The sequence below is a fragment of the Methylobacterium sp. J-078 genome, assembly GCF_022829285.1.
Taxonomy (GTDB): domain Bacteria; phylum Pseudomonadota; class Alphaproteobacteria; order Rhizobiales; family Beijerinckiaceae; genus Methylobacterium.
Genome location: NZ_JAKSYI010000055.1, coordinates 14,127 through 38,648 on the forward strand (window position 1 = coordinate 14,127; position 24,522 = coordinate 38,648).

A 24,522-nucleotide genomic window follows, 5' to 3' on the forward strand; every position below is an offset into this window, starting at 1 on the left:
CGGTTCCGTGCGGCATCGCCCCCCGGTTGGCGGACGGTCAAGACGGCATAGCTAAGGGACGCTGCAGCAACCGGATGTTCTCATGTTTCTCGATTGGCTCGAGCGCCGGATCGACACCTTCGCGCCGTTCGACGACGGCCGCATGCCGCCGAAATCCGTTCTCGGCTTCGCGGGCTTCTATCTGCGGCCGATCCGCGGCGCGCTCGCGATCCTGTTCGTTGTGGCGATCTTGGCCGGGTCGGTGGAGGCCTCGCTCTACCTGCTCATGGGCTGGTTCATCGATCTCCTGAACAAGGCCGACCGCGCCACCCTGTGGCAGGAGCACGGCACCGGCCTGATGCTGGCGGCCGGCCTTCTGCTGGTGGTGCGGCCCATCACGATCTGGCTGCACGAGATCCTGTCGAACCAGCTGATCGTGCCGCAGGCGACGAACCAGATCCGCTGGCGCACGCACCTCTACACCCTCGGCCACTCTCTCTCGTACTTCCAGGCGGATTTCGCCGGGCGCCTCGCCAACAGGGTCGTGCAGGTCGGCCCGGCGGTGCGCGAACTCGCCGTGGTGTTCATCGACACCCTGCTCTACGTCGCGATCTATGCGGTTACGGCGGTCGGCTTGTTCGGCTCGATCTCCCTCTGGCTCGCCCTGCCGGTGGTGGTCTGGATCGCGGCCTATGCCGCCCTGACGCGCTGGTTCGTGCCGCGCGCCCGGTTCCGGTCGCTGCTGACCGCCGACACCCGCTCGGCCCTGATCGGGCGGATCGTCGACAGCTACACGAATATTCTCACGGTCAAGCTCTTCGCCCGCGACCGCGAGGAGCGCGCGGCGGTGCGCGATGCCGTGGATGTGCATACGAAAGCCTATCTCCATCAGTTCCGGCTGGTGAGCAGCACAACCACCCTGCTCGGCCTCCTCAACAGCCTGCTGATCCTGTCCACCGCCAGCGTCTGCGTGATCCTGTGGCAGCGCGGCGGGATGACCACAGGCGAGGCCTCGGCCGGCCTCGCCCTGGTCCTGCGCCTCATGGCGATGTCGGGCTGGGTGATGCAGACCGTGCGGGGCATCTTCGAGAATGTCGGCGTCATCCAGGAGAGCATGCAGACGATCGCCCGTCCGCACGCCATTACCGACCGGGCCGATGCCGGGACACTGGCGATCTCGGGCGGCGACATCCGCTTCGAGAACGTCGGCTTCCACTACGGCCGCGACGATACCTCGATCATCGAGGGCCTGAACCTCCACATCCGCGCTGGCGAGAAGGTCGGTCTCGTCGGCGTGAGCGGCGCCGGCAAGACCACGATCACCGCACTGCTGCTGCGCCTGCACGACCTGGAGAGCGGCCGCATCCTCGTGGATGGCCAGGACATCGCCGGGGTCACGCAGGGGTCGCTGCGCAGTGCCATCGCGATGGTGACCCAGGACACCTCGCTGCTGCATCGCTCGATCCGCGACAACATCGCGTATGGCCGCCCCGACGCCACCATCGCCGACGTCGAGCGCGCCGCCCGCCTCGCACAGGCCGACACGTTCATCCGCGACCTCGTCGACCACAAGGGGCGCACCGGCTACGACGCCCAGGTCGGCGAGCGCGGCGTGAAGCTCTCAGGCGGCCAGCGCCAGCGCATCGCCATCGCGCGGGTCATCCTCAAGGACGCGCCGATCCTCATCCTGGACGAGGCGACCTCGGCCCTCGACAGCCAAGTGGAGGCCGCGATCCAGGAGAGCCTCGACACCCTGATGGAGGGCAAGACGGTGCTGGCCATCGCGCATCGCCTCTCGACCATCGCGGCCCTCGACCGCCTGATCGTCCTCGATGCCGGCCGGGTCATCGAGGAGGGCACCCATGCCGAACTGATCGCCGGCGGTGGCCTCTATGCTCGGCTCTGGACACGCCAGTCGGGCGGTTTCCTGGGCGATGCCGCCGATACCGCCATCTACGAGAACGCCGCCGAGTAGGGCCGCTCGGGGGGCGCGAAGCACGCAAAGGTGTCGCAATCGGAAACGCCGCCCGGATTCGACGTGCTGCGACGCACACGAGGGGGCGGCGTTCTGCCGTTCCGCTATCCAGAAGCATAACGTCGGCCTGACGTTGTAGCCAATTTTCGCATTTATTCTCAATATCTTAGTGGAGCTCTGCATAAGTCTTCAGCAGATATGCTCATTTCATGCTCAAACTGCATGGCAGCCCCTTTCGATCGGCGCTCCTGGTGCAGCGCAGCAGAGCCTACATCCGGGTCATGGCGCCGGGCCGCAGAGCCTGGCCGCACCCCAGATCCGGAGTTCACACCATGGTCCAGTCCATCCTTCAGCATTTCGCTGCCTCCCTGCGCGAGAACGCCTCCGTGCGCGAAATCTCCGAGCTCACCGACCGGCAGTTCGCCGATATCGGCGGCGACCGCCTAAGCGCCAAGCTCCTTGAGAAGGCCCGCCAGCGTCGCGCCCGCGAGCACGTCCCCTTCCACGCCTCGGTCGGCGTGTTCTCTTACCCGACGGTGTGACGAACACCCGCCCTCGAGCGAAGCTGTCGGCTTTTCGGGCCGCTGCGCGAACCTTCGGCTCGCGTGGCGGCCCGACGCATGTCTGGGATCATGTGGCAGGCGCCGGTCGATAGGGGTGGCGATGTCACCGGGTGCGTACCTCCGCACCGGCTCCCGCCACCTGCGGGATCGAGATCACGCTTCGGTCACCCGCCCCGCCGAGCGCGCGACATCGACTGGGTCACATGCCGGGTCGGCTCTGAAAGCCGACAGGGGATAAGTCCGATGTCGGGGATGCTCCGGGCGATCCAGTCAAGGTCTGTTCCGGACGCGCGCGACGAATGCCCTGAGTAAATCCGTCGTTGGCAAAGCATTGCCGGTGTCGTTGCAACGTCGCGATTCGGCGAGACTGCTGGGATGCCGTGGCACAACCCCGCCAAACGTCCTAAGGGAACCTGGCATCCGGGGCGGCCGATTCCCGTGGGTGCGAGGACGTGGGGTCGGGCGCACGCCCCGGCCCGGAAAGGGTCGTCATGCGGATTGCGATGGTTGGCGCGGGCTACGTGGGTCTCGTCTCCGGGACGTGTCTGGCGGGTTTCGGGCACAGCGTGGTGTGCGTCGACAAGGATCCGGAAAAGATCGCGGCGCTGCAGGCCGGGCGCATGCCGATCTACGAGCCGGGGCTCGACGCCCTGGTGGCGGAGAACGTGCGCCAGGAGCGGCTGAGCTTCGCCACCGATCTGGCCCCGGCGGTGGCGGAGGCCGAGGCGGTGTTCATCGCGGTGGGCACGCCCTCGCGCCGCGGCGACGGCTTTGCCGACCTCACTTACGTCTTTGCCGCCGCCCGCGAGATCGCCGCGGCCCTGACCGGCTTCACCGTGGTGGTCACCAAGTCTACCGTGCCGGTGGGCACCGGCGACGAGGTCGAGCGCATCATCCGCGAGACCAACCCGGGGGCGGAGGTGGCGGTGGTGTCCAACCCCGAGTTCCTGCGCGAGGGCGCGGCCATCGAGGACTTCAAGCGGCCCGACCGCATCGTCATCGGCGCCGAGGACCCACGCGGGGCGGCGGTGATGGGCGAGGTCTACCGCCCGCTCTACCTCAACGCCGCGCCGATCCTCTACACCGACCGGCGCACGGCCGAGCTGACCAAGTACGCCGCCAACGCGTTCCTGGCCACCAAGATCACCTTCATCAACGAGATGGCGGACCTGTGCGAGCAGGTGGGCGCCAACGTCCAGCAGGTCGCCCGCGGCATCGGTCTCGACAACCGCATCGGCGCCAAGTTCCTGCACGCGGGCCCGGGCTACGGCGGCTCGTGCTTTCCCAAGGACACCCTGGCGCTCGTCAAGACGGCCCAGGATGCGGGCACCCCGGTGCGGCTCGTGGAGACGGTGGTCTCGGTCAACGACCAGCGCAAGCGCGCCATGGCCCGCAAGGTGATCCTGGCCTGCGGGGGCTCGGTGCGGGGCAAGACGATCGCGATCCTGGGCCTGACGTTCAAGCCCAACACCGACGACATGCGCGACGCGCCCGCCCTCTCGATCATCACCGGCCTGCAGGACGGGGGCGCGCGGATCCGGGCCTACGACCCGGAGGGCATGGAGGCGGCGCAGCCCCTCCTGTCCGACGTGACCTACGCCAGCGACGCCTACGACTGCGCGCACGGCGCCGACGCCGTGGTCATCGTCACCGAGTGGAACGCCTTCCGCGCCCTCGACTTCGCCCGCCTCGCAACCCTCATGGCAGCACCCGTCATGGTCGACCTGCGCAACGTCTACACCGCCGAGGACGTACGCCGCCGGGGCTTCCGCTACACCGGCATCGGCCAGTCCCGCGCCGTGCCGGTGGACGCCGATCCCGATCGCGACCGGCCGATCATCCGACGCGATTAGGCCGACATCCGACATGCGTTACGGCGACACCAAGAAGATCCTCGTCACGGGTGGCGCCGGCTTCCTCGGCTCCCACCTCTGCGAGCGCCTGCTGGAGCAGGGGCACGAGGTGCTGTGCGTCGACAACCTCTTCACCGGAAGCCGCCGGAACATCGCCCGGCTGCTGGGCGACGCGCGCTTCGAGTTCATGCGTCACGACGTGACCTTCCCGCTCTACGTCGAGGTCGACGAGATCTACAATCTCGCCTGTCCGGCCTCGCCGGTGCATTACCAGTTCGACCCCGTGCAGACCGCCAAGACCAGCGTCATCGGCGCGATCAACATGCTGGGGCTAGCAAAACGCCTCAAGGTGAAGATCTTCCAGGCGTCCACGAGCGAGGTCTACGGCGACCCCGAAATCCATCCCCAGCCGGAGGAATACTGGGGCCGGGTGAACCCGATCGGCTACCGCTCCTGCTACGACGAGGGCAAGCGCTGCGCCGAGACGCTGTTCTTCGACTATCACCGACAGCACCACATCCCGATCAAGGTGGCGCGGATCTTCAACACCTACGGGCCGCGCATGCATCCCAATGACGGGCGCGTCGTCTCGAACATCGTGCTGCAGGCCCTGCGCAACGCCGACATCACGCTCTACGGCGACGGATCGCAGACGCGCGCCTTCTGCTACGTCGACGATCTCATCGAGGGCTTCCTGCGTCTGATGGCGACCGGCCCCGAGGTCACGGGGCCGATCAACCTCGGCAATCCGGGCGAGTTCTCGATCCGCCAACTCGCAGACCTCGTGATCGCGCTGACCGGCTCACGCTCGCGCATCGTCCACCGGCCGCTTCCCCCCGACGACCCGCGCCAGCGCCGGCCCGATATCGCCAAGGCCAGGGCGCTCCTCGCGTGGGAACCGACCGTTTCCCTCAGCGAGGGCCTGGGCAAGACTATCGCGTACTTCGAACGCTTTCTCGTCGAGACCGATCACGGCTGATCGTACAGAGGGCGTACCGTCCCGTCAGATCTCCGCGACGCGACGGTCGGGGCGGCGCAGCATGCGGTCGAGCAGCCGCTGCACCCGCAGGCCGCGGCGCTTGCGGCGGAACATCGCCTCGTAGTCGCGCAGGAAGCGGCCCGGGTCCGGGGCCTTGCCGACCTGGGCGGCGAGGAAGCCCTTGTCGGACGGCAGGTGCAGGATCGCGCAGGTCGCGGCGTCGGTGAAGGAAACCTGCCGGTGGTAAGTCCGGCTCGACCACCAGCGCACGATCTGCGCGCCGCGCTCCGGATTGCCGCTGCCGAGGTCGTCCACGGCGAGGCCGTCCGCCATGGCTCGGTGGATCGCGGCCGTGACCACCATCTCGTCACCCACGTGGTGCAGGGCGTCGAGGGCACCGACGTAGCGCGGGAGGCAGGCGTCGATGGCCTGCGTGAGCGTCCGAAACCGTTCGCTCGGACCTGCGATGAACTCGCCGCCGAACCAAAGCGGTCGCTCCACCGCGATTCCTGCGATGCGCTCGAGGTCCGCCCGGACGCGGGCGATCCCGTAGGCCGGGTAGATCTGCTCGGAGATCTCGTAGACCGAGAGGGCGTCGGAGAGGGCGAGCGGGCGCTGCAGAACGCAGTCGATGTCCACGAGCCCGACATGGGCTTCGAGATCGCCGCGGGCGAAGGCCCTGAGAACGTCGAGCTTGAAGTGCGCCGCGTAGAAGGGCGTTCCGGGGGGAACCACGGCCTGGAACGGGATTTCCACCACCCCGATCGTCCCGCACCCGAGTGCGTCGAGCCGGGCCCGGACGAGGGCGGCATCGTTGGTAATCAGCGAGAACGCTTCGTCCTGGGCCGCGAAGGAGGCGTGGCAGGTCGCAGCGCAGCGCAGGTAGGTGTCGATCGCGTCGGCCCGCCGCGCGAGGTTGACGCCGCCGCTGGTTGCCGCGTCGAGGTAGAGCAGCCCGTAGAACCCGTAGCGGCTTGGCATCTCAGGCTCCGACGCGTGGACCATCCGCCGCCCGACGCGGTCCGTAGACCCGGCCGCCGACCAGGAAGGCGTAGAAGAGCAGGATCGTGGCGAGGCAGTTGTGCCGCATGAACTGGAAGTCGGTCGCGGAGGAGGCCGTGAACAGGATCAGGATGCAGCCGAGGATGTCCGCCGACGATCCGAGCGACCGGTTGGCGCTGACCCTCAGGCCCATGATCAGAATGACGATGTAGGCCGCAAGACCGAGGTAGCCGAGCACGATGAGCACATCGAGGGCGCTGTTGTGGAAGTTCGGCGTGAAGAAGAACTCGAAGTAGGACCACAGGTCCCACACCTGCGAGTAGGGATCGCGCTGGAAGAAGCCACCGTAGCCGTAGCCGATCCAGGGATGCTTGGCGATGTAGCCCGGAGCGAGGGCCCAGAAGTCGCCGCGCCCCGTGAGGTTTGAGGAGCGCCCGAACAGTTCGGTGACCGCGCCCACATCGATGTGCGGCAGCAGGACGGAGATCAGCAGCGTTGCCATCCCGACGACGAAGAACACGGCTCCGCGCAGGCGCGGTGCGGCGCGCGCCGTCGTGATCATTGCCACCGAGACCGCCAGGGCGAGGATGGCGGAGGCCGAGTTGGCCAGGACGAGGGCAATCGCGCAGAGCGCGAGGCCGATCCAGCGCCAGACCGGGGATTTCGAGAACGAGCGCGGCTGGAAGAGCAGCACCAGGAATGCCGAGGCGGCGTTGATGCCCATGTGGATCTTGTGGCTGAAGACGCCGCTGAACTCGCCCGCCGTGAGCAGTCCCGGCCGATCCGGCTCGGTCGTGACCAGCTCGGGGATGATCGCGAGGAGGACGAGGGAGAAGGCGATGCACGGAACCACCACCCGCGCCAGGGCGCCGAGCAGGACGTCCGGATGCACCTGCGTCGCGAGGGCGTCGGCGATGACGATGTTGGCGACCAGCATCACGCAGAAGACGAAGGCCTGGGCGGGCTGGTAGGCCCAGGTCGCCGAGGCGAGGACGTAGAGGGCGAACGGAATGAGGAGCGCGAAGCGCGGTTCCAGGCCCTGCCGCCAGAGGCTGCGCAGCACCACGAGCCCCGAAATCGCGTAGAGGAGGATCCAGCCGAGCATGTTGACGATGTCCGCGCGGGAATCGTCGTTGCCCACGAGGCCGGCTTCCTTGGGGGCGCGGGGCTGGAACGAGAAGTTGTAGAACGCGGTCGACGCGAGGAACATCGCGAGGATCGCGAAGGCCATGCGGGCGACGCGCCAGCGATCCGCCGCGCGGCCCGGCACGGGGAGGGCTCCGCTCTGCAGCGAGGCGGTCACGGCGTTCACGCGCGCGTCCCCGTCGGGCTCACCGTCCGTGCCAGGACCATGCCGGAGAGGGAGAGCCTCGCCGCTTCGCAGAGGCCGACCGCTTCCTGGACATTCGCCTTGCGGCCGCGCTCGTTCTCCACCACGAGCAGGCCGGCATCGGCCGCAGCGGCGACGAGGGCGAGGGATTCACCGGGCGCCGACCCGAAATCCAGAACCACGAGGGCGTAGTCGACGAGCGCCTGGCGCACGAGGCCGGAAAGGCCCGGGCCGCCGATGCGTCGCAGGTCGTTGGCCGCGGTCGCGTCGGCGGGCAGGAATCCGATACCATCCTCGCGGATCGGCCAGACGGCCTCCTCGATGCTGATCCGTCCCGCGCTGCAGGCCCCGAGCCCGACGGCCGCGTCGAGCCCGAGGAAGGCGGTCAGGCCGCGGGCGCCGATGGCGGCATCGATGAGGAGCACCTTCGCGCCGATGCTGGCCGCGGCCCGTGCCAGATCCAGCGCCACGAGGCCGGACATGTCGTTGGCCTCCGTGGACGACACGCCGATCGAGCGTGGTCCGCCAGGGCGCCCGACGCCGAGCCGGTCGATCAGCTCGAGCCACGGCCGGGCATCCGTGCGGTAGAGGTTGGCGCTTCCGGGATGGACCGCCCTTGTCGCCACCGGAACGGACCCGAGGATGCGCAGCCGCGAGGCCTGTTCGAGGTCGTTCCGGGAGCCGACCTTGCCCGCCATCAGGTCGAGAGCCGTGAGGCCGCCCGCGCCGACGATCAGACCCGCCATCGCGGCGAGAGCCAGGATCAGGGAGGCGGGCGGGTTCGAGGACCGCTCCGGCGCTACGGCGGGGGCGACCTTCCGGATATTGGTGGAGTTCAGCAGCGCCTGCTCCTGCAACTGCCGGCTCCTGACCAGGGCGGAATTGTAGACCGACCGGCTGGCCTCGGCCTTGCGCTCCAGTTCCCGCAACTGGACGAAGGCGTTGCTCGCCGAATTCGCCGTCCGGCTCTGGGCCTCGATCTCGCGGGTGTAGAGCCGCTCCGTCTCGCGGGCTCGGGCGAGGTCGCTGCGGGCCGCCTGGGCGAGGCGATCGATCTCCTGGTTGATGCTCGTCTGCGCTTCCTGCACCTCGCGGCGCAGATCCACGAGGTCGGGGTGCCGAGGCCCGAGCTTGTTCTCGAGGCTGGCATAGCGCCGCTTGACCTCGGCCATCTGCACCCGGAGAGCCGTGATCGTGGAGGAATCCAGGCTTTCCAGGCTGCCCTGGCCGCGATTGATCTTCGACAAGCCGTCGACGCGCGCCTGAGCTTCCGCCACCTGCGTGCGGGCGCGGCCGAGCTGGGAGTTGAGTTCGGCGAGTTGCTGGTCGCTCAGGAGGCGCCCGCCCGCATTGACGAGCTTGTTCGAGACCTTGAATGCCTCGACCGCGTCCTCGGCCGCGCGGACGCGGGCTTGCATCTGCTTGATGTTCCCATCGATCGACGCGCTGGAATTGCGCGCCAGATCGGCCTGCGCCTCGGCGCTTTCCGTGATGTAGCTGTCGACCACCGTGTTCGCCACGAGGGCGCTCTTGCGGGCATCCGCGCTCGTCATCGTGATCTCGACGACGAAGCTGCGCTCGATCCGGCGGATGGCGAGACGGTCGCTGAGGACCGCGACGGCGCGGGCCTTTAGGTCCGGCGCCGCCTTCTCACGAGTGCCGAGGAAAGCGGTGAAGACGCCCTTCACCGCGCCGATGGCGTCGCCGACGAGCGAGGATTTGGTACCGTTGAATTCCGGGTCCTCGGTGAGGCGGAGCTTGTCCACCACGTGTTCCAGCAGGTCGGTCGCCTTCAGCACCCGCATCTCGCTCTCGACGAGGTTCGTCACGGCGTCGGCGGATTGGGCCGACGGCTGCACCTCGGTGTCGAGGACCTTCAGGCCGCGCGGATCGATGATGATCTGCGCGGTCGCGACGAAGCGCGGCGTGCTCGTGGCGACGACGGCGAGGCCGATGCCGAGGGCGAGGAGGACGGTCAGGATCAGCCAGCCGATCCGGCGGCGCAGGATGGCGCCGAGGTGCCGGAGGGTGATGGTCTTGGCGGCACCGGCCACCGGCACGGGCTCGACGGCGTGCGCCGGATCCGGGCGTGCCATCAGGACGCGGGAGAGGTCGGCGACTTCAACGCTCTTCATCAGCTGCACCGGCCTGGCCTCCCCGAACCCGTCATCCCGTATTCCGGCATCTGCGCCGAGGTCGTGTCCCGCTTTGGAACGCATTTGTTCCGAAATCTGGGCGGTCGCCCGGCGGGATCCGCGCCGTTTCCTCCGGTCTGCATGGCGTGAGCCAGGGACTCAGCCGCGTTCCGGCCCCTCGCGGCGAAGCGATCCTCGGGGATGGGGTATCTCATCGTCCGCTGCCCCGGACCGCCGCAGCCCGACGCTCGGCGATCCTGGCTCGGAGCCGATGGATCGCTGGCCGGAGGCGCCGCTTGAGGTCGAGCCGGGCGAAGTGAAGCACGGTCGCCAGTTGGCCCGGCCTGATGAGTCCGAGCCGAGAACGGCGCGTCACCACCGTCTGGAGCGGGATGCAGGTGGCGCCGACCTGAGCTTTGTAGGGCATGTCTCCCCACATCAGGTTGAAATCCACGATTCCCCGCGCCCGGCAGGCCTCGATCGAGTTGATGAGCGTGATCTTGCCCAGGCTGCTCGTCGGATAGCCGGGATCGTACCCATGGGTCAGGAAATAGGCCTGATCCCCCGAAAGGCAGATGAGGTCGGCGGCCAGGATCGTATCGCCCATCGTCAGGATCGAGGCATGTCCGACCTTGGACGCCACCGCCGTGAGGCGCACGGTCTCGCTGTCGTCGATGCCGTAGCGCCGGCCCTGCCCCTCGATCCGGATGCGGCCGAACGCGGTGATCGCGTCGAGAACGCTCCGCTGCGGGCCGGCCTCGAAGCGGATCGCCACGCCCGGGTTGTCGCGCGCGAGGTTGCGCAGACAGCGCTTGGTGTTGGCGACGACCTTGGGCGGTACCTGCGCCGCGCTGTCCGACAGGGGCAGGCGCCAGTTGTTCTGGTAATGGAACACGAACCGCCGCGGTCCCCGGGGGAGGGGGGTGGCGAGTTCGACATCCTCGAAGACGACGAAGCCCGCGCCGGCCTTCGCCATGAGCCGGTCCGCCAGTGTCGAGACCATCGTCTCGTCGATGCGGGCAAGGCGTCCCTGATGGATCAGGCCACCCTTCGCACGGGTGAAGACGAGGCGCGGCGCGTCCCGCCCGGGCTGCGCCTCGACGATGAGGAGCGCGCCGGCCTCGTAGGCGCGCAGCCAGGCCGGTTGGGTGAAGAGCGTGCAGGGCGCCGCATCGGCGTATCGCGACGCCTCGTCGGTCCGGAGGCGCAAGGCCCCATCGGCGGCGACATAGTCCGCTGCGGTCAGGACCCGGCGGCCCGACGGGCCGAGCGGGCGCTCGACCGGCGACGGCGTCGCGTCCGGGGCGGATCGTGCCATGGCGAGGGACCCACTCATCTCGATCTTTCCGGTCTTCCCGTCCCGAGCTTCGGCCCGGTCGCGAACGCGGTCCTGGACATTTGCGGCCATCGTGTCGGCATTAGGCGGCGAGGGCCGGCGGCACGAACCGCGGCTCGGCACGGGTGGCGTAGTAGACGACCGTGCTGATTGGCCAGCCCGGCTCGAAATGGTGGCGCGGCAGGTAGCGGGGCATACCCTCGCCGGCCTGGAGAGACCCGCGCACGCTCGAGAAGATGGCGCGGTATCCGCTGGCGGTAGCCCGTGCGAGGGCCCGCTCGCTCATCGCGGTGGTGCGTCCGAACGGCCAGGCGAAGCTGGTGCATTCCCCCGGCAGCCGTGCCTCGACCGCCGCGCGGCAGCCCGCGATCTCGGCGTCGAGTTCGTCTTCGGGCAGGCGCGAGACCTCGCGGTGCGTCAGGGTGTGCGCGCCGATCTCGACGTTCTCGCGTGCGAGGCGCGCCAGGGTTTCCCAGTCGGCGAGCGGCAGTGGCTTGGCGTAGCGGGCGTTGCGCCGGAACGCCTCGCAGGCACCGGCCGGCTTCTCGATGAATGCGGGGCAGACCATCAGGGCGTAGGGGATGCCGGCTCCGCGCAGGACGGGATGCGCCTGGCTCGCGATGTTCTCGAAACCGTCGTCGACGGAGAGGTGGAACAGGCGTCCCCGCCGGCGCGACGATCCGTCGAGGAGCGAAGCCAGCTCCGCCGTGGTGATGAAGTCGCCCTCGCGCTTCAGGGCCGCGAAGAGGCGGGTCGCGTGCTCGCGCTCCTGCGGGAACAGGTAGTGGAAGGTCAGGCAACGGACCGTGTCGGCGGTCCGCTCGTAGGCCAGGGGCCGGACACGATCCATGATCCCGCGCAGGATCAGGCGCTTGACCCGGTCGGACAGGCCGGCCGGCGGCGTCATTGCCGAGGCCGACGTCGCGTAAGCAGGGGACGGGTCAGACATGGAAGAATGGGCGTGGATCGCGGGAGGCCGGTCGCGCTGGGCCTCTGCCTCTGTCCACACCGTGCCGTGGAGGATCTGCATCGCGATCGAGCGCTCCGTCGATAAGCAACCAGGAACCCGGAACGGGACGGGCCACGATGCGCCTCGGACCGGTCCGACGTCGTCCACAGCCGATACCTCCGTGGGTGACGGACCGGAACAAGGCCGACCATAGACCGAGAGGGTAAAGGAACGCTCGCGTGGCCTTCGAAAAATGGCATATGGTTACCAATATATTCTTGTTCACCGACAGAAACCTATCTGTCTCGAAATCCGTTATATTGACGTTTGCGTGGTCCATTCTTGGCTCAATCCCGAACATGACCGTGCCATCTTGTGGCGACAGGGTCCGGCATTCCGCCTGCATTGCGGTCATCGAACATGCGGCTCGTCATCCATTCGGACCGTCCGCGCGCCTTCGAGAATGAAGCTCATGACGCTGCCTCAGGCTAGCACTTCGACCCCTGGCCGCGATGCCCTTCGCCGGCATCGGGTTCGGCCGGCCTGTCTGGTTGCGATCGGCCTGCTCGCAGGCGCGGCGCTCCAGTTCGCCCGTGACGCGAAGGGCGCGACCGACTCGCGCATGCCCGGATTCCAGATTCGGGTCGATCCCGGCGTGAGCCGCTCCGCTACGACGGCGGGGCGGGAGATCGTGGTCGCGACGCTCGAGGAGGCCCTCGACGTCCTTCGGCAACGGCGACGGGCGGGGCGTGACGGAGAGGGGGGCGCCCTGATCGCGTTCGCCGGCGGGGTCCATCGTCTCGCGGAGCCGGTCCGGATCGAGAAGGGCTTGGGCGGGCTCCCCGGTCAGCCCCTGGTCCTGCGCGGGGCCGCGGACGGAAGCACCCGGATCGTCGGCAGCGTTCCCCTGGCGCCGGTCGATGAACCCCTGCCGGGCGGTGTCGATCCGCAGCAGCGCAGCCGCGTGCGCAGCTATCGCCTGCCGCGCGCCGCCGCCGACGAGCCCAGCATCAACGTGCACCGCATCCACCCGGTGCCGTCGCCCCCCCTCGGTCTGGAGATCTTCGACGCGCAGGGCGCGCTGATGCCCGCCCGCTGGCCGAATGCCGGCTGGGCACACCTCGCTCTGCCAGACGAGCCGCCTAAGGGCGCAGAGGCCACGGACCCCACGATCCTCCTCCCGGAAGGGCGCGCGGCCCGCTGGCGCGACGAGGGCGACCTCTGGATCGCCGGGTATCTCGGCCAGGACTGGTCCTTCGAGACGCTGCCGGCGCTGGCCCTGCCCCCCGCCGCGAACCGCCTCGCGCTGCTCGGCACGCCGCATTACCCCCTGCGGCCGAAGGACCGCTTCTACGTCGAGAACGCCCTGGCGGAGCTCGACGCACCGGGCGAATGGTGGCGCGACACGAAGCGTGGCCTCGTCCTCCTGATTCCGCGCCAGGACTCGGCCGGGCCGATCGAGGTCTCCGTCGCTTCGGGCCTGATCGCGATCGACGGGGCCAGTCACGTCCGCCTCGAGGGGCTCACCCTGGAGCGCACGCGCGGCGACGCCGTCGTGGTGACGGGGGGCGACGATGTCGTCCTGGAGGATTGCACCCTGCGCTGGACCGGCGGTCGCGGTCTCGTGATCACGGACGCGGTCCGCTCGGGCCTTCGGCGCTCCGTGGTGGCCGAGACCGGCGAGGGCGGGGTCACCCTCACTGGCGGCGACCGGGCGCGCCTCGTTCCGGGCGGCAACTTCGTCGAGGACAGCGTCCTCGTCCGGTTCAGCCGCCTCGGACGGACCTACAAGGCGGCGGTCTCGGTGGATGGCGTCGGCATGCGGGTTACCGGTAACCTCGTCGCGCACGCGCCGCACCTCGCCATCCTGTTCCAGGGCAACGATCACGAAATCGCACGCAATGAGATTTACGATGTCGTTAGGGAATCGTCGGATGCATCTGCGATCTATACGGGGCGCGATATCACCGCTCAGGGCACGCGTCTGAGTGGAAATTTTCTTCACGACATCCGCCCCGAACCTGGGTTCGAGGTGAAAGGAATCTATCTCGATGACATGGCGAGCGGTTTGAGCATCACCGGCAACCTGTTTCTCCGTGTCGACCAGCCGGTTTTCATCGGGGGCGGCCGGGACAACACCGTGATGGGCAACACCTTCGTGGGGTCCCCGCCCGCGTTCTTCCTTGATGGGCGGGGCGAAGTCTGGGCGGGTCCGCCGATCACGAGCTCGGCCAACACGGTGCGCGCGGCCTTCGATTCGGTACTGGCGACCCGGCCGCCATGGTCGACGCGCTATCCTCTGTTGGCTGGCCTTCTGTCGGACCGGCCCCTGGCCGCCAAGCGCAACGTCTTTCGCGACAATCTTCTCGTGTCGAGTGGCGCGCCGCAGATCGAGGCCGGTGCCGATCCGCGCCTGCAGACGGTCGGGGCCAACCGGACCCTCGAGGCGCCGGAGGCCGCGCGGGCGCCGACGCTCGCCGCCCTCGAACCCATCCTCGCGACGGATCGAACCATCCCGCACGCGCTCGATGCGTTCGACCGCGCCGCGATCCTCTCCCGAATTGCCACCCTCAAACGACGGGCCGGCCATCTTCTCACACGCGACGGATCTCCATGAAAGTCGCTCTCCTCACCAACATCGTCACCCCCTATACCCACCGGCTCTTCGAGCGGATGGGTCAGGGCCTGGGCGGCGACCTCTCGGTTTTCGCCTGCAGCGAGACGGAGCCGGACCGGCACTGGATCATCGAGCCGGCCCGGCACTACCGCCGCGCGGCCCTGGCGGGCCTGCGCCTGCACCGCTCCTACGTCAGCCACATCTACCTCAATCCGGGCATCGTGCCGGCCCTGCTGGGGACGCGCTACGACGTGGTCGTCCTCAGCGATTTCTCGCCGACGATGATGATGGCCTGCGCAGCCGCCCGCGCGCGCCGCATCCCCGTGATCATCTCGACCGACGGGCAGCCCGAGACCGATCCGGGGCGGCACTCTCGGATCCACCGCCTTGCGCGGCGCGCCATCGTGCCGCTCTGCGCGGCCGGGGTCGGGGCGAGCCGGGGCAGTCTCGCGCTCCTCCAGGCCTACGGCCTCGCGCCCGAGGCGTCCTTCCTCTCGCCGATCGCCCCCGGCTGGGATTTCGTCGGCTCGCCCCCAGACTTCGACGCGCGCCCGTTCGATCTCCTGTTCTGCGGCCACCTCGACGACGATCGCAAGGGCGCCCTGTTCTTCGCCGACGTGGTCGACGCCCTCGTGGCGCGGGGACGCCGCCTCACGGTCCGTGTCGCCGGCGACGGTCCCTTGCGCGACGCCCTGGCTGAACGCCTTCGGGCAGTTGGCGTGGAGGCCCGGTTCGACGGATTCCTGAGCCAGGAGGCTCTGGCCGAGGCCTATGCGTCCGCGAAGGTCTTCCTGTTTCCGTCGCGCGGGGATCCCTGGGGGCTCGTGGCGAACGAAGCCATCCAGTGCGGCACGCCCGTGATCGCCTCGGTGCACGCGCAATCCGCCCTGGAACTGGTGGGCCCGAGCGGCACAGGGCAGGTCCTCCCGCTCGCCGTGGCAGCCTGGGCCGACGCGGCCGAGCGGTACCTCGACGACCGCGCGGCGTGGCAAGGCGCCCACGCTTCCGCGGTCGCGGCGACCCGGACCTTCTCGATCGACGCCATGACCGCCGGCTTCCTGGCGTCCTTCGACTACGTCACCGACCGGTCCGGCGGGACGCCATCCGGCGCGCTGGGCGCGAGTCTCGGACGGGCGGAATGATTCATCTGTCGATGGTCTCCCCGGCCCGGTCCGGCTTTCCGGGGACGATCGTGCGCACCCTGGCCATGCGGCTGTGGTCGGACCCCTGGATCTGGTCGGCGGGCGTGCAGGCCCTGTCGAGCGGCATGAGCCTCGTCGTTTCCGTGGTGGCGGCCCGCCTGCTCGGCGTCGCGGATTTCGGCATCTACGCCCTGGTTCATGCCGGCGTCGCGCTCCTCGGCGTGCTGCAGTACCAGCTCGTCGCCGGACCGATGATGATCGTGGCCGGGCGCCGGACCCGGTCCGCCGACTATTTCGGCACCGTGGCGCGTGCGGCGATCGTGGTCTCGCTCCTGGTCGGCGCCGCGGTCGCAATCTATACCGCCGCCCTCATTGAGCGGCCGACGGGAAGCGGCGCCTGGGCGCTGCCGCTCGCGAGCCTCGTCTACGCCGCCGGCTACATCGTGCATGACAACGCCAAGCGGCTGGCCTTCGCCCGCGGATGGTCCCGGGCGGGTTTCGCCTACGAACTGGCGCGCCACCTCGTCTTCATCGCCCTGCTCGCCCTGGTCTGGCTGATTTACGGGGTGGACACGCCGATCCTGCTCGCCTGCGGGGGATTGTCAGCGATGCTGGCCTCGTTCCCGGCCTTTCTCATCGCGCTCAGGAGCCGCACGCGGGGCAGCCTCCGGCGCACCGTCGGCCGTCACCATTGGGTGCTCGGACGCTGGCTCGTCCTCGTCATCTTCGTCTCGGCGGCCCACGAGCAGATCGTCACGATCCTGGCGGGATCGCTGATCGACCAGGACGCCTCGGCGGCCCTGCGCGCCGTGCAGGTGCTGTTCGGCCCCCTGCTCGTTCTGATGATGAGCCTCGAGAACATCGTCCCCCGCCAGGCCACCAACCGGTTGCAGGCGGGCGGACGGGCCGCCCTGGCCCGCTATCTCCTGCGCGTGCTCGTCCTGATGGAAATCCCGATCGTCGCCGTCTGCCTGATCGTCGGCCTCTACGGGGCATCGATCCTCGGCTGGCTCATGGGCCAGGGCTTCGCGAGCTTCGGACGCGTCGCCGCCATCATGGCGCTGGGTCCGCCCGTGACGATGTGCCGGGAGATCGGGGTCCTCTACCTGCGCACGACGGGCAACACCCAAGGCGTCTTCTTCGCCTTCCTGACCAGCGCCGTGATCACCGTGACGGCGATCTACCCGCTGATCCATACCTTCGGCCTCGAAGGCGCGGCCGCCGCGGCGATCCTCGGTCACTGCGTCTCGACGGCCGTCATCCTGTTCCAGGTCTGGCGGCTGCGGCCCGGTCTCGATCGTCCGACCGCCGCGTCGGCCTGACACGAACGGAAAAAAAGGGGGGCGCGCCCTCGCGTGGGCGGCCCCCTCATGCGCGTCCGATCGGTGTTCTACGGCTTGCCGGAACTCCCGCGATCGCGCGCCACGATGGCGAGGAAGCGGGGGACCACGGTGGCGTAGCGTCGGCCCAGGCGGCGCGGCTCCCGGATCAGCCGATACAGCCATTCGAGGCCGAGCCGCGTCATGGCGGCCGGCGCCCGCGGAATCGTGTTCAGGTTCACGTCGAAGGCCGCGCCGACGCCCATGGCGATCGTGCTGGGCAGGAACGGCGCGTGGCGGTGCATGAACAGTTCCTGCTTGGGCGTGCTCAGACCGATCCACAGGACCTGCGTGCCCGCCCCGCGGATGCGCTGGTGCAGGGCCTCGGACTCCGGCTCGGTGAGGGGGCGGTAGGGCAGGGTCTCGTGCCCGGCGATCGCCAGGCCCGGCGCGCGCCGCGCCATCTCGTGGGCCAGCGCCTCGGCGACCCCCGGTCCACCTCCCAGGAAGAAGTGCCTCCAGCCCTCCGCGAGGCCGGCCCGGCACACGGTCTCCACGGATTCGATGCCCGGAACCTGGGCGATCCTCGCGTGTCCGCGCAGGCGCCCGATCCAGGCGAGGGGGCGCCCGTCCGCGCAGACCAGAAGCGCGGCGTGGTGGGCCGCCATCACGTCGGGATCGTCCTGAGCCCGTACGATCCCGTGCGCATCGCGGAAGACCACGAAGGTGCCGGGTGTACCGGGTCCGCGTCGGAGCCGCCGCCGCATCGCATCCACCAGGCCGGTCATGTCAGTGACCGAGACCGGAACGCCGCCGAGGGCGTAGTGCGCGACCTCGGGATCGTGCCCCCAGGCATGGCGCCCTGTCGTCTGCGGAAAGGGTTCGGATGCGGACAGGATCATGGCGCCTCTCGCTGGTGGCTGCTGGCACGGGCGGCGATCGCCTCGCGGTAGATCGGAAGGGCACGGGCGGTGACGGAGGCTTCGGTCCACTCGCGCTCGTAGACACCGCGACCCGCGCGGCCCATGGCGCGGGCCTCCTCCGGTGCATCGATGATCCGGTCGAAGGCGCGCGCGAGGGCGTCCGGGTCGCCGGGCGCGGCATGCAGGCCGGTCACGCCTTCGCCCACGAGATCGGGCAGCGCGCCGATCCGCGACACGATGACGGGCGTGCCGACGCTGAACGCTTCCGCGATCACCATGGGCAGGCCCTCGTAGCAGAGCGAGGGCACGACCACGGCCTGGGCCGCGCGCATCGCCGCGCGAACGCCCTCTCGGTCTCGGGGTCCGAGATAGGTCAGGTTCGGCACCCCGCGTACGAGGTCCACCAGGGGGCCGTCGCCGATGATGGTGAGCGGCGCACGCGTCCGGCCTGCGGCCTCCACCAGGGGGGCCACGCCCTTCTCCGGTCCGAGCCGCCCGACATACAGGATGCCGGCGCGCGGGCCGTCCGGCCCCGCGCCCGGATCGGCGAGGCCGTTGGGCTTGATCCGGATCCGATCCCCGGGAAGCCCGGCCGCGACGAAGCGGGAGCGTGCGAAATCGGTCAGCGCGATGAAGCGATCGACGTCCCGGGTCCAGGTGCCGGCGCGGCGATGCACGTCGATCATCCGCGCCACCGCCAGGGAACCGAGGCGCGAGCCCCGGTAGCAGGCGTGGCGGACGGCCTGGTAGGGCGAGCCGCCCACGCAATCCTCGCAGGGGCGCGCATCGCGCATCAGGATGCCGTTCGCACAGGTGACGCGAAAATTGTGGAGCGTCTGCACCGTCGCGGTGCCCGTGGCCCGCACGGCGGCGTGCATGCCGGGCGAGATCCTGGGGAAGACGTTGTGGGCGTGCACCACGTCGGGTCGAAAGGCCCGCACGGCATCGAGCACGGCGGCGATTCCGCGCGGGGCGTAGGCCGCCTCCCAGGCGGCCCTCAGCTTGTCGGCGGCCGTGCGGATGCCGTCATTGTCCAGGAACAGGGTCTCGACGCTCTGGCCCGCCCGGCGCAGGCTCGCCACTTCCTGCTCCACCACTGCGTCCTCGCCGCCGCGGACCTGATAGCGGTTGTGCACCACGAGGATGCGCAGGGGCGCCACGGTGCCGTCCCGTACCGAGACGGAGTCCGCGCCGGATCGGAAAGCGTCGCGCGACCCGGCGTCTTCCCTCATCAGAGAATCTTCCGAGAGGCGGAGCGGCATCGAAGCTGTCTCTGTCATCGCAACATGTCGAGGGTCGTCCTGAACGGACCATGCCTTGCCCAGATCAACGCGTACCGAGACCGCTCGGACAGAGAGCCGAGGCGTCGGCCCTGCATGTCCGGGCACCGCTCCGGGTCACCGTTCGGGCGATCTAGCCACGCAGGTCTTAAAATTCGCTCGGCGCCATCCGCGATCCATTGACATTCGGATTTACGCTTCTCTCACCAATACGGTAGGTGGTCGTCGGAAACTTGGGAACTGCCGGTGCAGTCGGCATGCGGTGCGCGTCTGTTCGCCCCGACCGCGCGTGCCACAGGCAGGTGCCATGTGTGATCCGCATGGATAGGAACACACACCCGACGACGCCGTTCTATGCCTGAGCGCTCGGGCAGACGACGTACGCCGCCGCCAGCCCGAGACCAGGTTCATAGACATCGAAGTCGCGCACCGCATCCGCCGAGGGGTTGGAAGGCCGGCTGCCGCTTCGTCGAAACCGGAGGACGACACGAATGGCTGATTCCAAGGCTCAGGCCGGTAACCAGCGTCTCCACGAGACACAGAACGGAACGAAGTCGAACGCCAAGAAGGTCTCGATCGACGTGTTGAACGCCCGTCTGTCCGACGGCATCGATCTCGCGCTCGACGTCAAGCAGGCGCACTGGAACCTCAAGGGTCCCCAGTTCATCGGCATCCACGAGATGCTCGACGGCTTCCGCACGGAGTTGGACGACTACAACGACAAGGTCGCGGAGCGCATCACCCAGCTCGGCGGCACGGCCCGCGGCACCGCGCAGGCGGTGGCCTCCGCCTCGCAGCTGAAGCCCTACCCCCTCGACGCCTATGCGATCGCAGACCACCTCGCGGCGCTGATCGACCGCTACGGCGTCTATGCCAACGCCGTCCGCCAGAACATCGACGAGACCGACGAGGCCGGGGATGCCGGGACGGCCGACCTCCTCACCGAGGTCTCACGGGGCGTCGACAAGCAACTCTGGTTCCTCGAGGCTCACGTGCAGGAGCCGACCGGCACGTTGCGCGACGGCGACCACGCCGGGCAGCGCTGAAGTCCACCGACCATCAACGGATCTCTCGAAGGGAGGCGCCGCAGGGCGCCTCCCTTTTCGTTTGAGACGTATCCCGCATGGCCGACCACCCGCCGCGGACAGGCAAAAGGAGGATGCGTGGTGCCGAGGGTAGTGGGGATGTCGTCGAAGACGGCCTAAGCCGCGATGCCTTCGCCCGCGCGTTCCACTCGCCACAGGGTTTAAGTCCTGCATGGTGATGCCGCCGGTTCGTCGTTGCGGGGATGGTCGCATCTGCCGCGCATGGTCTCGTCGGATGTGCCGGGTTGCGCTTGGCGCGCGGACCGCCGGCATGGGTCCGCGGCCGGTGATCCGGCCTCACCCTGAGACGCCCATTGCCTGTCTCCTCCGAAGCCGCAGCACGGGCTGCCGTCGTTCCGGGACGCGAGGCCGCCAAGCTTTCTGGTGTTTGTGCGCTTGTCGCGGCAAGAGAACTCGTGTTACGGAGCCTCCGTCTCATCGAGGCGCCTTCGCGGAGAGGTGGCAGAGCGGTTGAATGCACCGCACTCGAAATGCGGCATGCCTGCAAGGGCATCGGGGGTTCGAATCCCCCCCTCTCCGCCATTCGATTTTTCGCTTCAGCAGTAACGACTCCGCAACGCACCAGCGCGGTGCGTCCTAAGTCCTTCGTGGGCACTGTCCGGCAGCATCCGATCCGGGCGTCCCGGCGATCGGCTTCCCGGTGATCCCTACGATCCGGTCGTTCCGTCCGGCCCTCACCGGACGTTCGACGACGGTGATATCCGTCGGACGCCGTCGGCCAACTGCAGCGCACGCGCCTCGCTTGACACCTGGGACCGGCCTCTTAAACGCTGGCCGCCCCTTCACGGACCGGAAGCCCCATGTCGAGCGACACCCCGATCGCGAGCGCCGTGGATCTCGCGCCCCAAACCTCGTTCCAGGGCCTGATCCTCACTCTGCAGCGCTTCTGGGCGGCCCAGGGCTGCGTGATTCTGCAGCCCTACGACATGGAAGTCGGCGCCGGCACCTTCCACCCGGCCACCACCCTGCGGGCGCTCGGCCCCAAGCCCTGGAAGGCCGCCTACGTGCAGCCCTCCCGCCGCCCCAAGGACGGCCGCTACGGCGAGAACCCGAACCGGCTGCAGCACTATTACCAGTTCCAGGTCATCCTGAAGCCGAACCCGCCGAACCTCCAGGAGCTCTACCTCGCCTCCCTCGCCGCCATCGGCGTCGACCTGGCGCTGCACGACATCCGCTTCGTGGAGGACGATTGGGAGAGCCCGACCCTCGGCGCCTGGGGCCTGGGTTGGGAATGCTGGTGCGACGGCATGGAGGTGAGCCAGTTCACCTACTTTCAGCAGGTCGCGGGCTTCGAGTGCGCGCCTGTCGCGGGCGAGCTCACCTACGGCCTGGAGCGCCTGGCGATGTACGTCCAGGGCGTCGAGAACGTCTACGACCTGAGCTTCAACGGCGGCACGGGCGCGGAGCGCGTCACCTACGGCGACGTCTTCCTCCAGTCCGAGCAGGAATACTCGCGCCACAACTTCGAGGCGGCCGACACCGCGATGCTGTTCCGCCAGTTCACCGACGCCGAGAAGGCCTGCCGGACCTACCTCGATGCCGGCGCCCCGGCGGACGAGACCGGCCGGCACCGGATGGCCCAGCCGGCCTACGACCAGTGCATCAAGGCGAGCCACGTCTTCAATCTGCTCGACGCCCGAGGCGTCATCTCGGTGACCGAGCGTCAGAGCTACATCCTGCGGGTGCGGGAACTCGCGAAGGCCTGCGGGGCGGCCTACCTGCGGACCGCGGGCGGTGGGGCGGCCTGACCGGCCCCCGCCCCGAACGCGCACCGCCTCCTCGTACATTCCTCTCCGGACGCTCCCGCCATGCCCGACCTCCTCCTCGAACTGCGCTCCGAAGAGATCCCCGCCCGCATGCAGCGGCGCGCGGCCGACGATCTGCGCAAGCTCGTCACCGACGCCCTGGTGGAGCGCGGCTTCCTCTACGAGGGTGCCAAGGCCTTCGCGACGCCGCGCCGGCTGGCGCTGCACGTGGCCGGCCTGCCGCCGCGGGGCCAGGACGTGCGCGAGGAGCGCAAAGGCCCCCGCGTCGGGGCGCCGGAGGGCGCGGTCCAGGGCTTCCTGAAGAGCGCGGGGCTGGCGAGCCTCGACGAGGCCACCATCGTCACGGACCCGAAGAAGGGCGAGTTCTACGTGGCGGTGATCGAGCGGCCCGGCCGCCCGACCCTCGACGTGCTCGCCGAGATCCTGCCGCAGATCATCCGTGCCTTCCCATGGCCGAAATCGATGCGCTGGGGCGCGGCCTCGGCCCAGCCGGGCGCTTTGCGCTGGGTGCGCCCGCTGCAATCCATCGTCGCCACCTTCGGACCGGAGACCGAGACGCCGGACGTGGTGCCGTTCGCGGTCGACGGCATCATGGCCGGCACCACCACCTACGGACACCGCTTCCTGGCGCCCGACCCCATCGAGGTCCGGCGCTTCGACGATTACGTCCAGGCCCTGGAGCGCGCGAAGGTCGTGCTCGACGTGGAGCGGCGCAAAGACATCATCCTGCACGACGCCCGGGATCTCGCCTTCGCGCGCGGCCTCGAACTCGTGGAGGATGACGGGCTGCTCGAGGAGGTCGCCGGCCTCGTCGAGTGGCCGGTGGTACTGCTGGGCTCCTTCGACGACGCCTTCCTGGACATCCCGGCCGAAGCGATCCGCGCCACCATCCGGGCCAACCAGAAGTGCTTCGTGCTGCGCCATGCCGGCACCGAAACCCTGGCGCCGGCCTTCATCCTGACCTCGAACCTGATCGCCAGCGACGGCGGCGCGGCCATCACCGCCGGCAACGAGCGCGTGGTGCGGGCGCGGCTGTCCGACGCCAAGTTCTTCTGGGAGACCGACAAGGCGACCCGCCTGGAGGAGCGCCTGCCGAAGCTCGACGCCATCGTGTTCCACGAGAAACTCGGCACGCAGGGGCAGCGCGTGCAGCGCATCGCGGCGCTCGCCCGCGAACTCGCGCCGCTGGTCGGCGCCGACCCGGATCTGGCCGAGCGCGCCGCGACCCTCGCCAAGGCAGACCTCGTCACCGAGATGGTCGGCGAGTTCCCCGAGCTTCAGGGGCTGATGGGACGCAAATACGCGGGCCTCCAGGGCGAGCCGGAGAGCGTCGCGGCGGCGGTCGAGGAGCACTACAAGCCGGTCGGCCCTTCCGACCGGGTACCCACCGACCGGGTCGCCGTCGCGGTGGCCCTCGCCGACAAGTTCGACACCCTCGTGGGCTTCTGGTCCATCGACGAGAAGCCCACCGGCAGCAAGGACCCTTACGCCCTCCGTCGGGCGGCGCTCGGCGTGATCCGCCTGCTCATCGAGAACACGGTCAAGCTGTCCCTCCTGCGGGACGGCTATCAGGCGGCGGCAGACGGCTTGCGGAACTACGGTGCCGTGGACGACGAGGCGGCGGGCGACGCCACGGCGAATGACGGCGACGCCGCGAGCCTCCTCGCCTTCTTCGCCGACCGCCTCAAGGTCTACCTGCGCGACAAGGGCGCCCGCCACGACCTCATCGACGCCGTCTTCGCCCTGCCGGGGCAGGACGACCTGCTGATGGTGGTCCGCCGGGTCGAGGCGCTGGGCACGTTCCTCGAGACCGACGACGGCCGGAATCTGCTCGCCGGCTACAAGCGCGCGGCCAACATCCTGCGCATCGAAGAGAAGAAGGACGGCCGCGCCTACGACGCCGCGCCCGATGCGGCCCTCGCCGCCGAGGGGCAGCCCGAGGAGCGCGACCTCTCGGACGCCCTCGTCACCGCCCGCGCGGCGGCCTCGGCGGCGGTCGAACGCGAGGACTTCGCCGGCGCCATGCAGGCGCTGTCGACCCTGCGCGCCCCCGTCGATGCGTTCTTCGAGCACGTGACGGTGAACGCCGAGGACCCGGCCCTACGCCAGAACCGGCTCGCCCTACTCAACGCCCTGCGGGCGGCGACCCGAGCGGTCGCGGACTTCTCCCGCATCGAGGGCTGAACCGGCGTCCTTTGGGGCGCATACCGTTTCGTGTTGGTGGCTTCGGTCTGCGTGCGCGCGACGTGCTCGCTCTCCCAGACGGGA

At 69.3% G+C, this 24,522-nt stretch carries 17 protein-coding genes and 1 tRNA gene; 11 read left to right on the plus strand and 7 right to left on the minus strand.

Features of this window, described 5'->3' with window-relative positions; all coding sequences use genetic code 11:
• Window positions 1-82: 82 nt before the first annotated feature.
• The 4 genes from MKK58_RS06440 to MKK58_RS06455 all read left to right on the plus strand — a co-directional run bounded on the left by MKK58_RS06440 (window position 83) and on the right by MKK58_RS06455 (window position 5,349).
• Window positions 83-1,954 carry an ABC transporter ATP-binding protein gene (locus MKK58_RS06440; RefSeq protein WP_243911281.1) on the plus strand — a complete coding sequence of 624 codons (1,872 nt, stop codon included), beginning with the start codon at window positions 83-85 and terminating at the stop codon, window positions 1,952-1,954.
• A 332-nt stretch (window positions 1,955-2,286) separates the two neighbouring features.
• Entirely contained in the window at window positions 2,287-2,496 is a 210-nt protein-coding gene (locus MKK58_RS06445; protein ID WP_243911282.1) for a hypothetical protein, read from the plus strand.
• A 512-nt stretch (window positions 2,497-3,008) separates the two neighbouring features.
• The gene (locus MKK58_RS06450; RefSeq protein ID WP_243911283.1) at window positions 3,009-4,370 is read left to right on the plus strand and encodes a UDP-glucose dehydrogenase family protein; all 1,362 of its coding nucleotides are present in this window, start codon (window positions 3,009-3,011) and stop codon (window positions 4,368-4,370) included.
• A gap of 13 nt (window positions 4,371-4,383) precedes the next feature.
• The gene (locus MKK58_RS06455; RefSeq protein ID WP_243911284.1) at window positions 4,384-5,349 is read left to right on the plus strand and encodes a UDP-glucuronic acid decarboxylase family protein; all 966 of its coding nucleotides are present in this window, start codon (window positions 4,384-4,386) and stop codon (window positions 5,347-5,349) included.
• 24 nt (window positions 5,350-5,373) lie between these two features.
• Here the strand turns inward: MKK58_RS06455 and MKK58_RS06460 are convergent, their stop codons facing one another.
• The 5 genes from MKK58_RS06460 to MKK58_RS06480 all read right to left on the minus strand — a co-directional run bounded on the left by MKK58_RS06460 (window position 5,374) and on the right by MKK58_RS06480 (window position 12,059).
• Window positions 5,374-6,330 carry a hypothetical protein gene (locus tag MKK58_RS06460; protein ID WP_243911285.1) on the minus strand — a complete coding sequence of 319 codons (957 nt, stop codon included), beginning with the start codon at window positions 6,328-6,330 and terminating at the stop codon, window positions 5,374-5,376.
• 1 nt (window position 6,331) lies between these two features.
• The gene (locus MKK58_RS26965) at window positions 6,332-7,663 is read right to left on the minus strand and encodes an O-antigen ligase family protein (protein WP_243911286.1); all 1,332 of its coding nucleotides are present in this window, start codon (window positions 7,661-7,663) and stop codon (window positions 6,332-6,334) included.
• Window positions 7,660-9,816, minus strand: a complete 2,157-nt coding sequence (locus tag MKK58_RS06470; RefSeq protein ID WP_243911287.1) for a GumC family protein — start codon at window positions 9,814-9,816, stop codon at window positions 7,660-7,662. The genes MKK58_RS26965 and MKK58_RS06470 overlap by 4 nt, the downstream gene beginning before the upstream one ends.
• Window positions 9,817-10,027: 211 nt before the next feature.
• Window positions 10,028-11,152, minus strand: a complete 1,125-nt coding sequence (locus MKK58_RS06475) for a GNAT family N-acetyltransferase (RefSeq protein WP_243911288.1) — start codon at window positions 11,150-11,152, stop codon at window positions 10,028-10,030.
• Window positions 11,153-11,234: 82 nt separating this feature from the next.
• Window positions 11,235-12,059 (minus strand): polysaccharide deacetylase family protein, encoded by an 825-nt coding sequence (locus MKK58_RS06480; protein ID WP_243911289.1) that lies wholly within the window; start codon window positions 12,057-12,059, stop codon window positions 11,235-11,237.
• A gap of 664 nt (window positions 12,060-12,723) precedes the next feature.
• Between MKK58_RS06480 and MKK58_RS06485 the strand changes: the two genes are divergently transcribed.
• The 3 genes from MKK58_RS06485 to MKK58_RS06495 are packed head-to-tail and all read left to right on the plus strand — an operon-like array spanning window position 12,724 to window position 17,182.
• Window positions 12,724-14,718 (plus strand): right-handed parallel beta-helix repeat-containing protein, encoded by a 1,995-nt coding sequence (locus MKK58_RS06485; protein WP_243911290.1) that lies wholly within the window; start codon window positions 12,724-12,726, stop codon window positions 14,716-14,718.
• Complete coding sequence (locus MKK58_RS06490) at window positions 14,715-15,860, plus strand: glycosyltransferase family 4 protein (protein WP_243911291.1); 1,146 nt, start codon at window positions 14,715-14,717, stop codon at window positions 15,858-15,860. The genes MKK58_RS06485 and MKK58_RS06490 overlap by 4 nt, the downstream gene beginning before the upstream one ends.
• Window positions 15,857-17,182, plus strand: a complete 1,326-nt coding sequence (locus MKK58_RS06495; RefSeq protein WP_243911292.1) for a lipopolysaccharide biosynthesis protein — start codon at window positions 15,857-15,859, stop codon at window positions 17,180-17,182. The genes MKK58_RS06490 and MKK58_RS06495 overlap by 4 nt, the downstream gene beginning before the upstream one ends.
• A 68-nt stretch (window positions 17,183-17,250) precedes the next feature.
• Here MKK58_RS06495 and MKK58_RS06500 read toward each other — a convergent pair whose 3' ends face one another.
• Together MKK58_RS06500 and MKK58_RS06505 are read right to left on the minus strand one after the other, a co-directional pair.
• Complete coding sequence (locus tag MKK58_RS06500) at window positions 17,251-18,081, minus strand: WecB/TagA/CpsF family glycosyltransferase (RefSeq protein ID WP_243911293.1); 831 nt, start codon at window positions 18,079-18,081, stop codon at window positions 17,251-17,253.
• Window positions 18,078-19,334: a glycosyltransferase family 4 protein gene (locus MKK58_RS06505; protein WP_243911294.1), complete on the minus strand. Its 1,257-nt coding sequence runs from the start codon at window positions 19,332-19,334 to the stop codon at window positions 18,078-18,080. The genes MKK58_RS06500 and MKK58_RS06505 overlap by 4 nt, the downstream gene beginning before the upstream one ends.
• A gap of 539 nt (window positions 19,335-19,873) precedes the next feature.
• Here MKK58_RS06505 and dps point away from each other — a divergent pair.
• The 4 genes from dps (at window position 19,874) to glyS (ending at window position 24,438) form a co-directional block, all read left to right on the plus strand.
• The gene (gene dps, locus MKK58_RS06510; protein ID WP_238281582.1) at window positions 19,874-20,428 is read left to right on the plus strand and encodes a DNA starvation/stationary phase protection protein Dps; all 555 of its coding nucleotides are present in this window, start codon (window positions 19,874-19,876) and stop codon (window positions 20,426-20,428) included.
• Window positions 20,429-20,920: 492 nt separating this feature from the next.
• Window positions 20,921-21,010: transfer RNA gene (locus tag MKK58_RS06515), tRNA-Ser, on the plus strand.
• 278 nt (window positions 21,011-21,288) lie between these two features.
• On the plus strand, window positions 21,289-22,236 hold the full coding sequence (locus tag MKK58_RS06520) for a glycine--tRNA ligase subunit alpha (protein ID WP_243911295.1): 948 nt from the start codon (window positions 21,289-21,291) through the stop codon (window positions 22,234-22,236).
• Window positions 22,237-22,344: 108 nt separating this feature from the next.
• Window positions 22,345-24,438, plus strand: a complete 2,094-nt coding sequence (gene glyS / locus MKK58_RS06525) for a glycine--tRNA ligase subunit beta (protein WP_409565209.1) — start codon at window positions 22,345-22,347, stop codon at window positions 24,436-24,438.
• The last annotated feature ends 84 nt before the right edge of the window (window positions 24,439-24,522 follow it).

Coding starts and splice junctions, on each gene's coding strand:
- MKK58_RS06440 (WP_243911281.1), top strand. CDS start 83: ATGTTTCTCGATTGGCTCGAGCGCCGGATCGACACCTTCGCGCCGTTC.
- MKK58_RS06445 (WP_243911282.1), top strand. CDS start 2,287: ATGGTCCAGTCCATCCTTCAGCATTTCGCTGCCTCCCTGCGCGAGAAC.
- MKK58_RS06450 (WP_243911283.1), top strand. CDS start 3,009: ATGCGGATTGCGATGGTTGGCGCGGGCTACGTGGGTCTCGTCTCCGGG.
- MKK58_RS06455 (WP_243911284.1), top strand. CDS start 4,384: ATGCGTTACGGCGACACCAAGAAGATCCTCGTCACGGGTGGCGCCGGC.
- MKK58_RS06460 (WP_243911285.1), bottom strand. CDS start 6,330: ATGCCAAGCCGCTACGGGTTCTACGGGCTGCTCTACCTCGACGCGGCA.
- MKK58_RS06470 (WP_243911287.1), bottom strand. CDS start 9,816: ATGAAGAGCGTTGAAGTCGCCGACCTCTCCCGCGTCCTGATGGCACGC.
- MKK58_RS06475 (WP_243911288.1), bottom strand. CDS start 11,152: ATGAGTGGGTCCCTCGCCATGGCACGATCCGCCCCGGACGCGACGCCG.
- MKK58_RS06480 (WP_243911289.1), bottom strand. CDS start 12,059: ATGACGCCGCCGGCCGGCCTGTCCGACCGGGTCAAGCGCCTGATCCTG.
- MKK58_RS06485 (WP_243911290.1), top strand. CDS start 12,724: ATGCCCGGATTCCAGATTCGGGTCGATCCCGGCGTGAGCCGCTCCGCT.
- MKK58_RS06490 (WP_243911291.1), top strand. CDS start 14,715: ATGAAAGTCGCTCTCCTCACCAACATCGTCACCCCCTATACCCACCGG.
- MKK58_RS06495 (WP_243911292.1), top strand. CDS start 15,857: ATGATTCATCTGTCGATGGTCTCCCCGGCCCGGTCCGGCTTTCCGGGG.
- MKK58_RS06500 (WP_243911293.1), bottom strand. CDS start 18,081: ATGATCCTGTCCGCATCCGAACCCTTTCCGCAGACGACAGGGCGCCAT.
- MKK58_RS06505 (WP_243911294.1), bottom strand. CDS start 19,334: ATGAGGGAAGACGCCGGGTCGCGCGACGCTTTCCGATCCGGCGCGGAC.
- dps (WP_238281582.1), top strand. CDS start 19,874: ATGGCTGATTCCAAGGCTCAGGCCGGTAACCAGCGTCTCCACGAGACA.
- MKK58_RS06520 (WP_243911295.1), top strand. CDS start 21,289: ATGTCGAGCGACACCCCGATCGCGAGCGCCGTGGATCTCGCGCCCCAA.
- glyS (WP_409565209.1), top strand. CDS start 22,345: ATGCAGCGGCGCGCGGCCGACGATCTGCGCAAGCTCGTCACCGACGCC.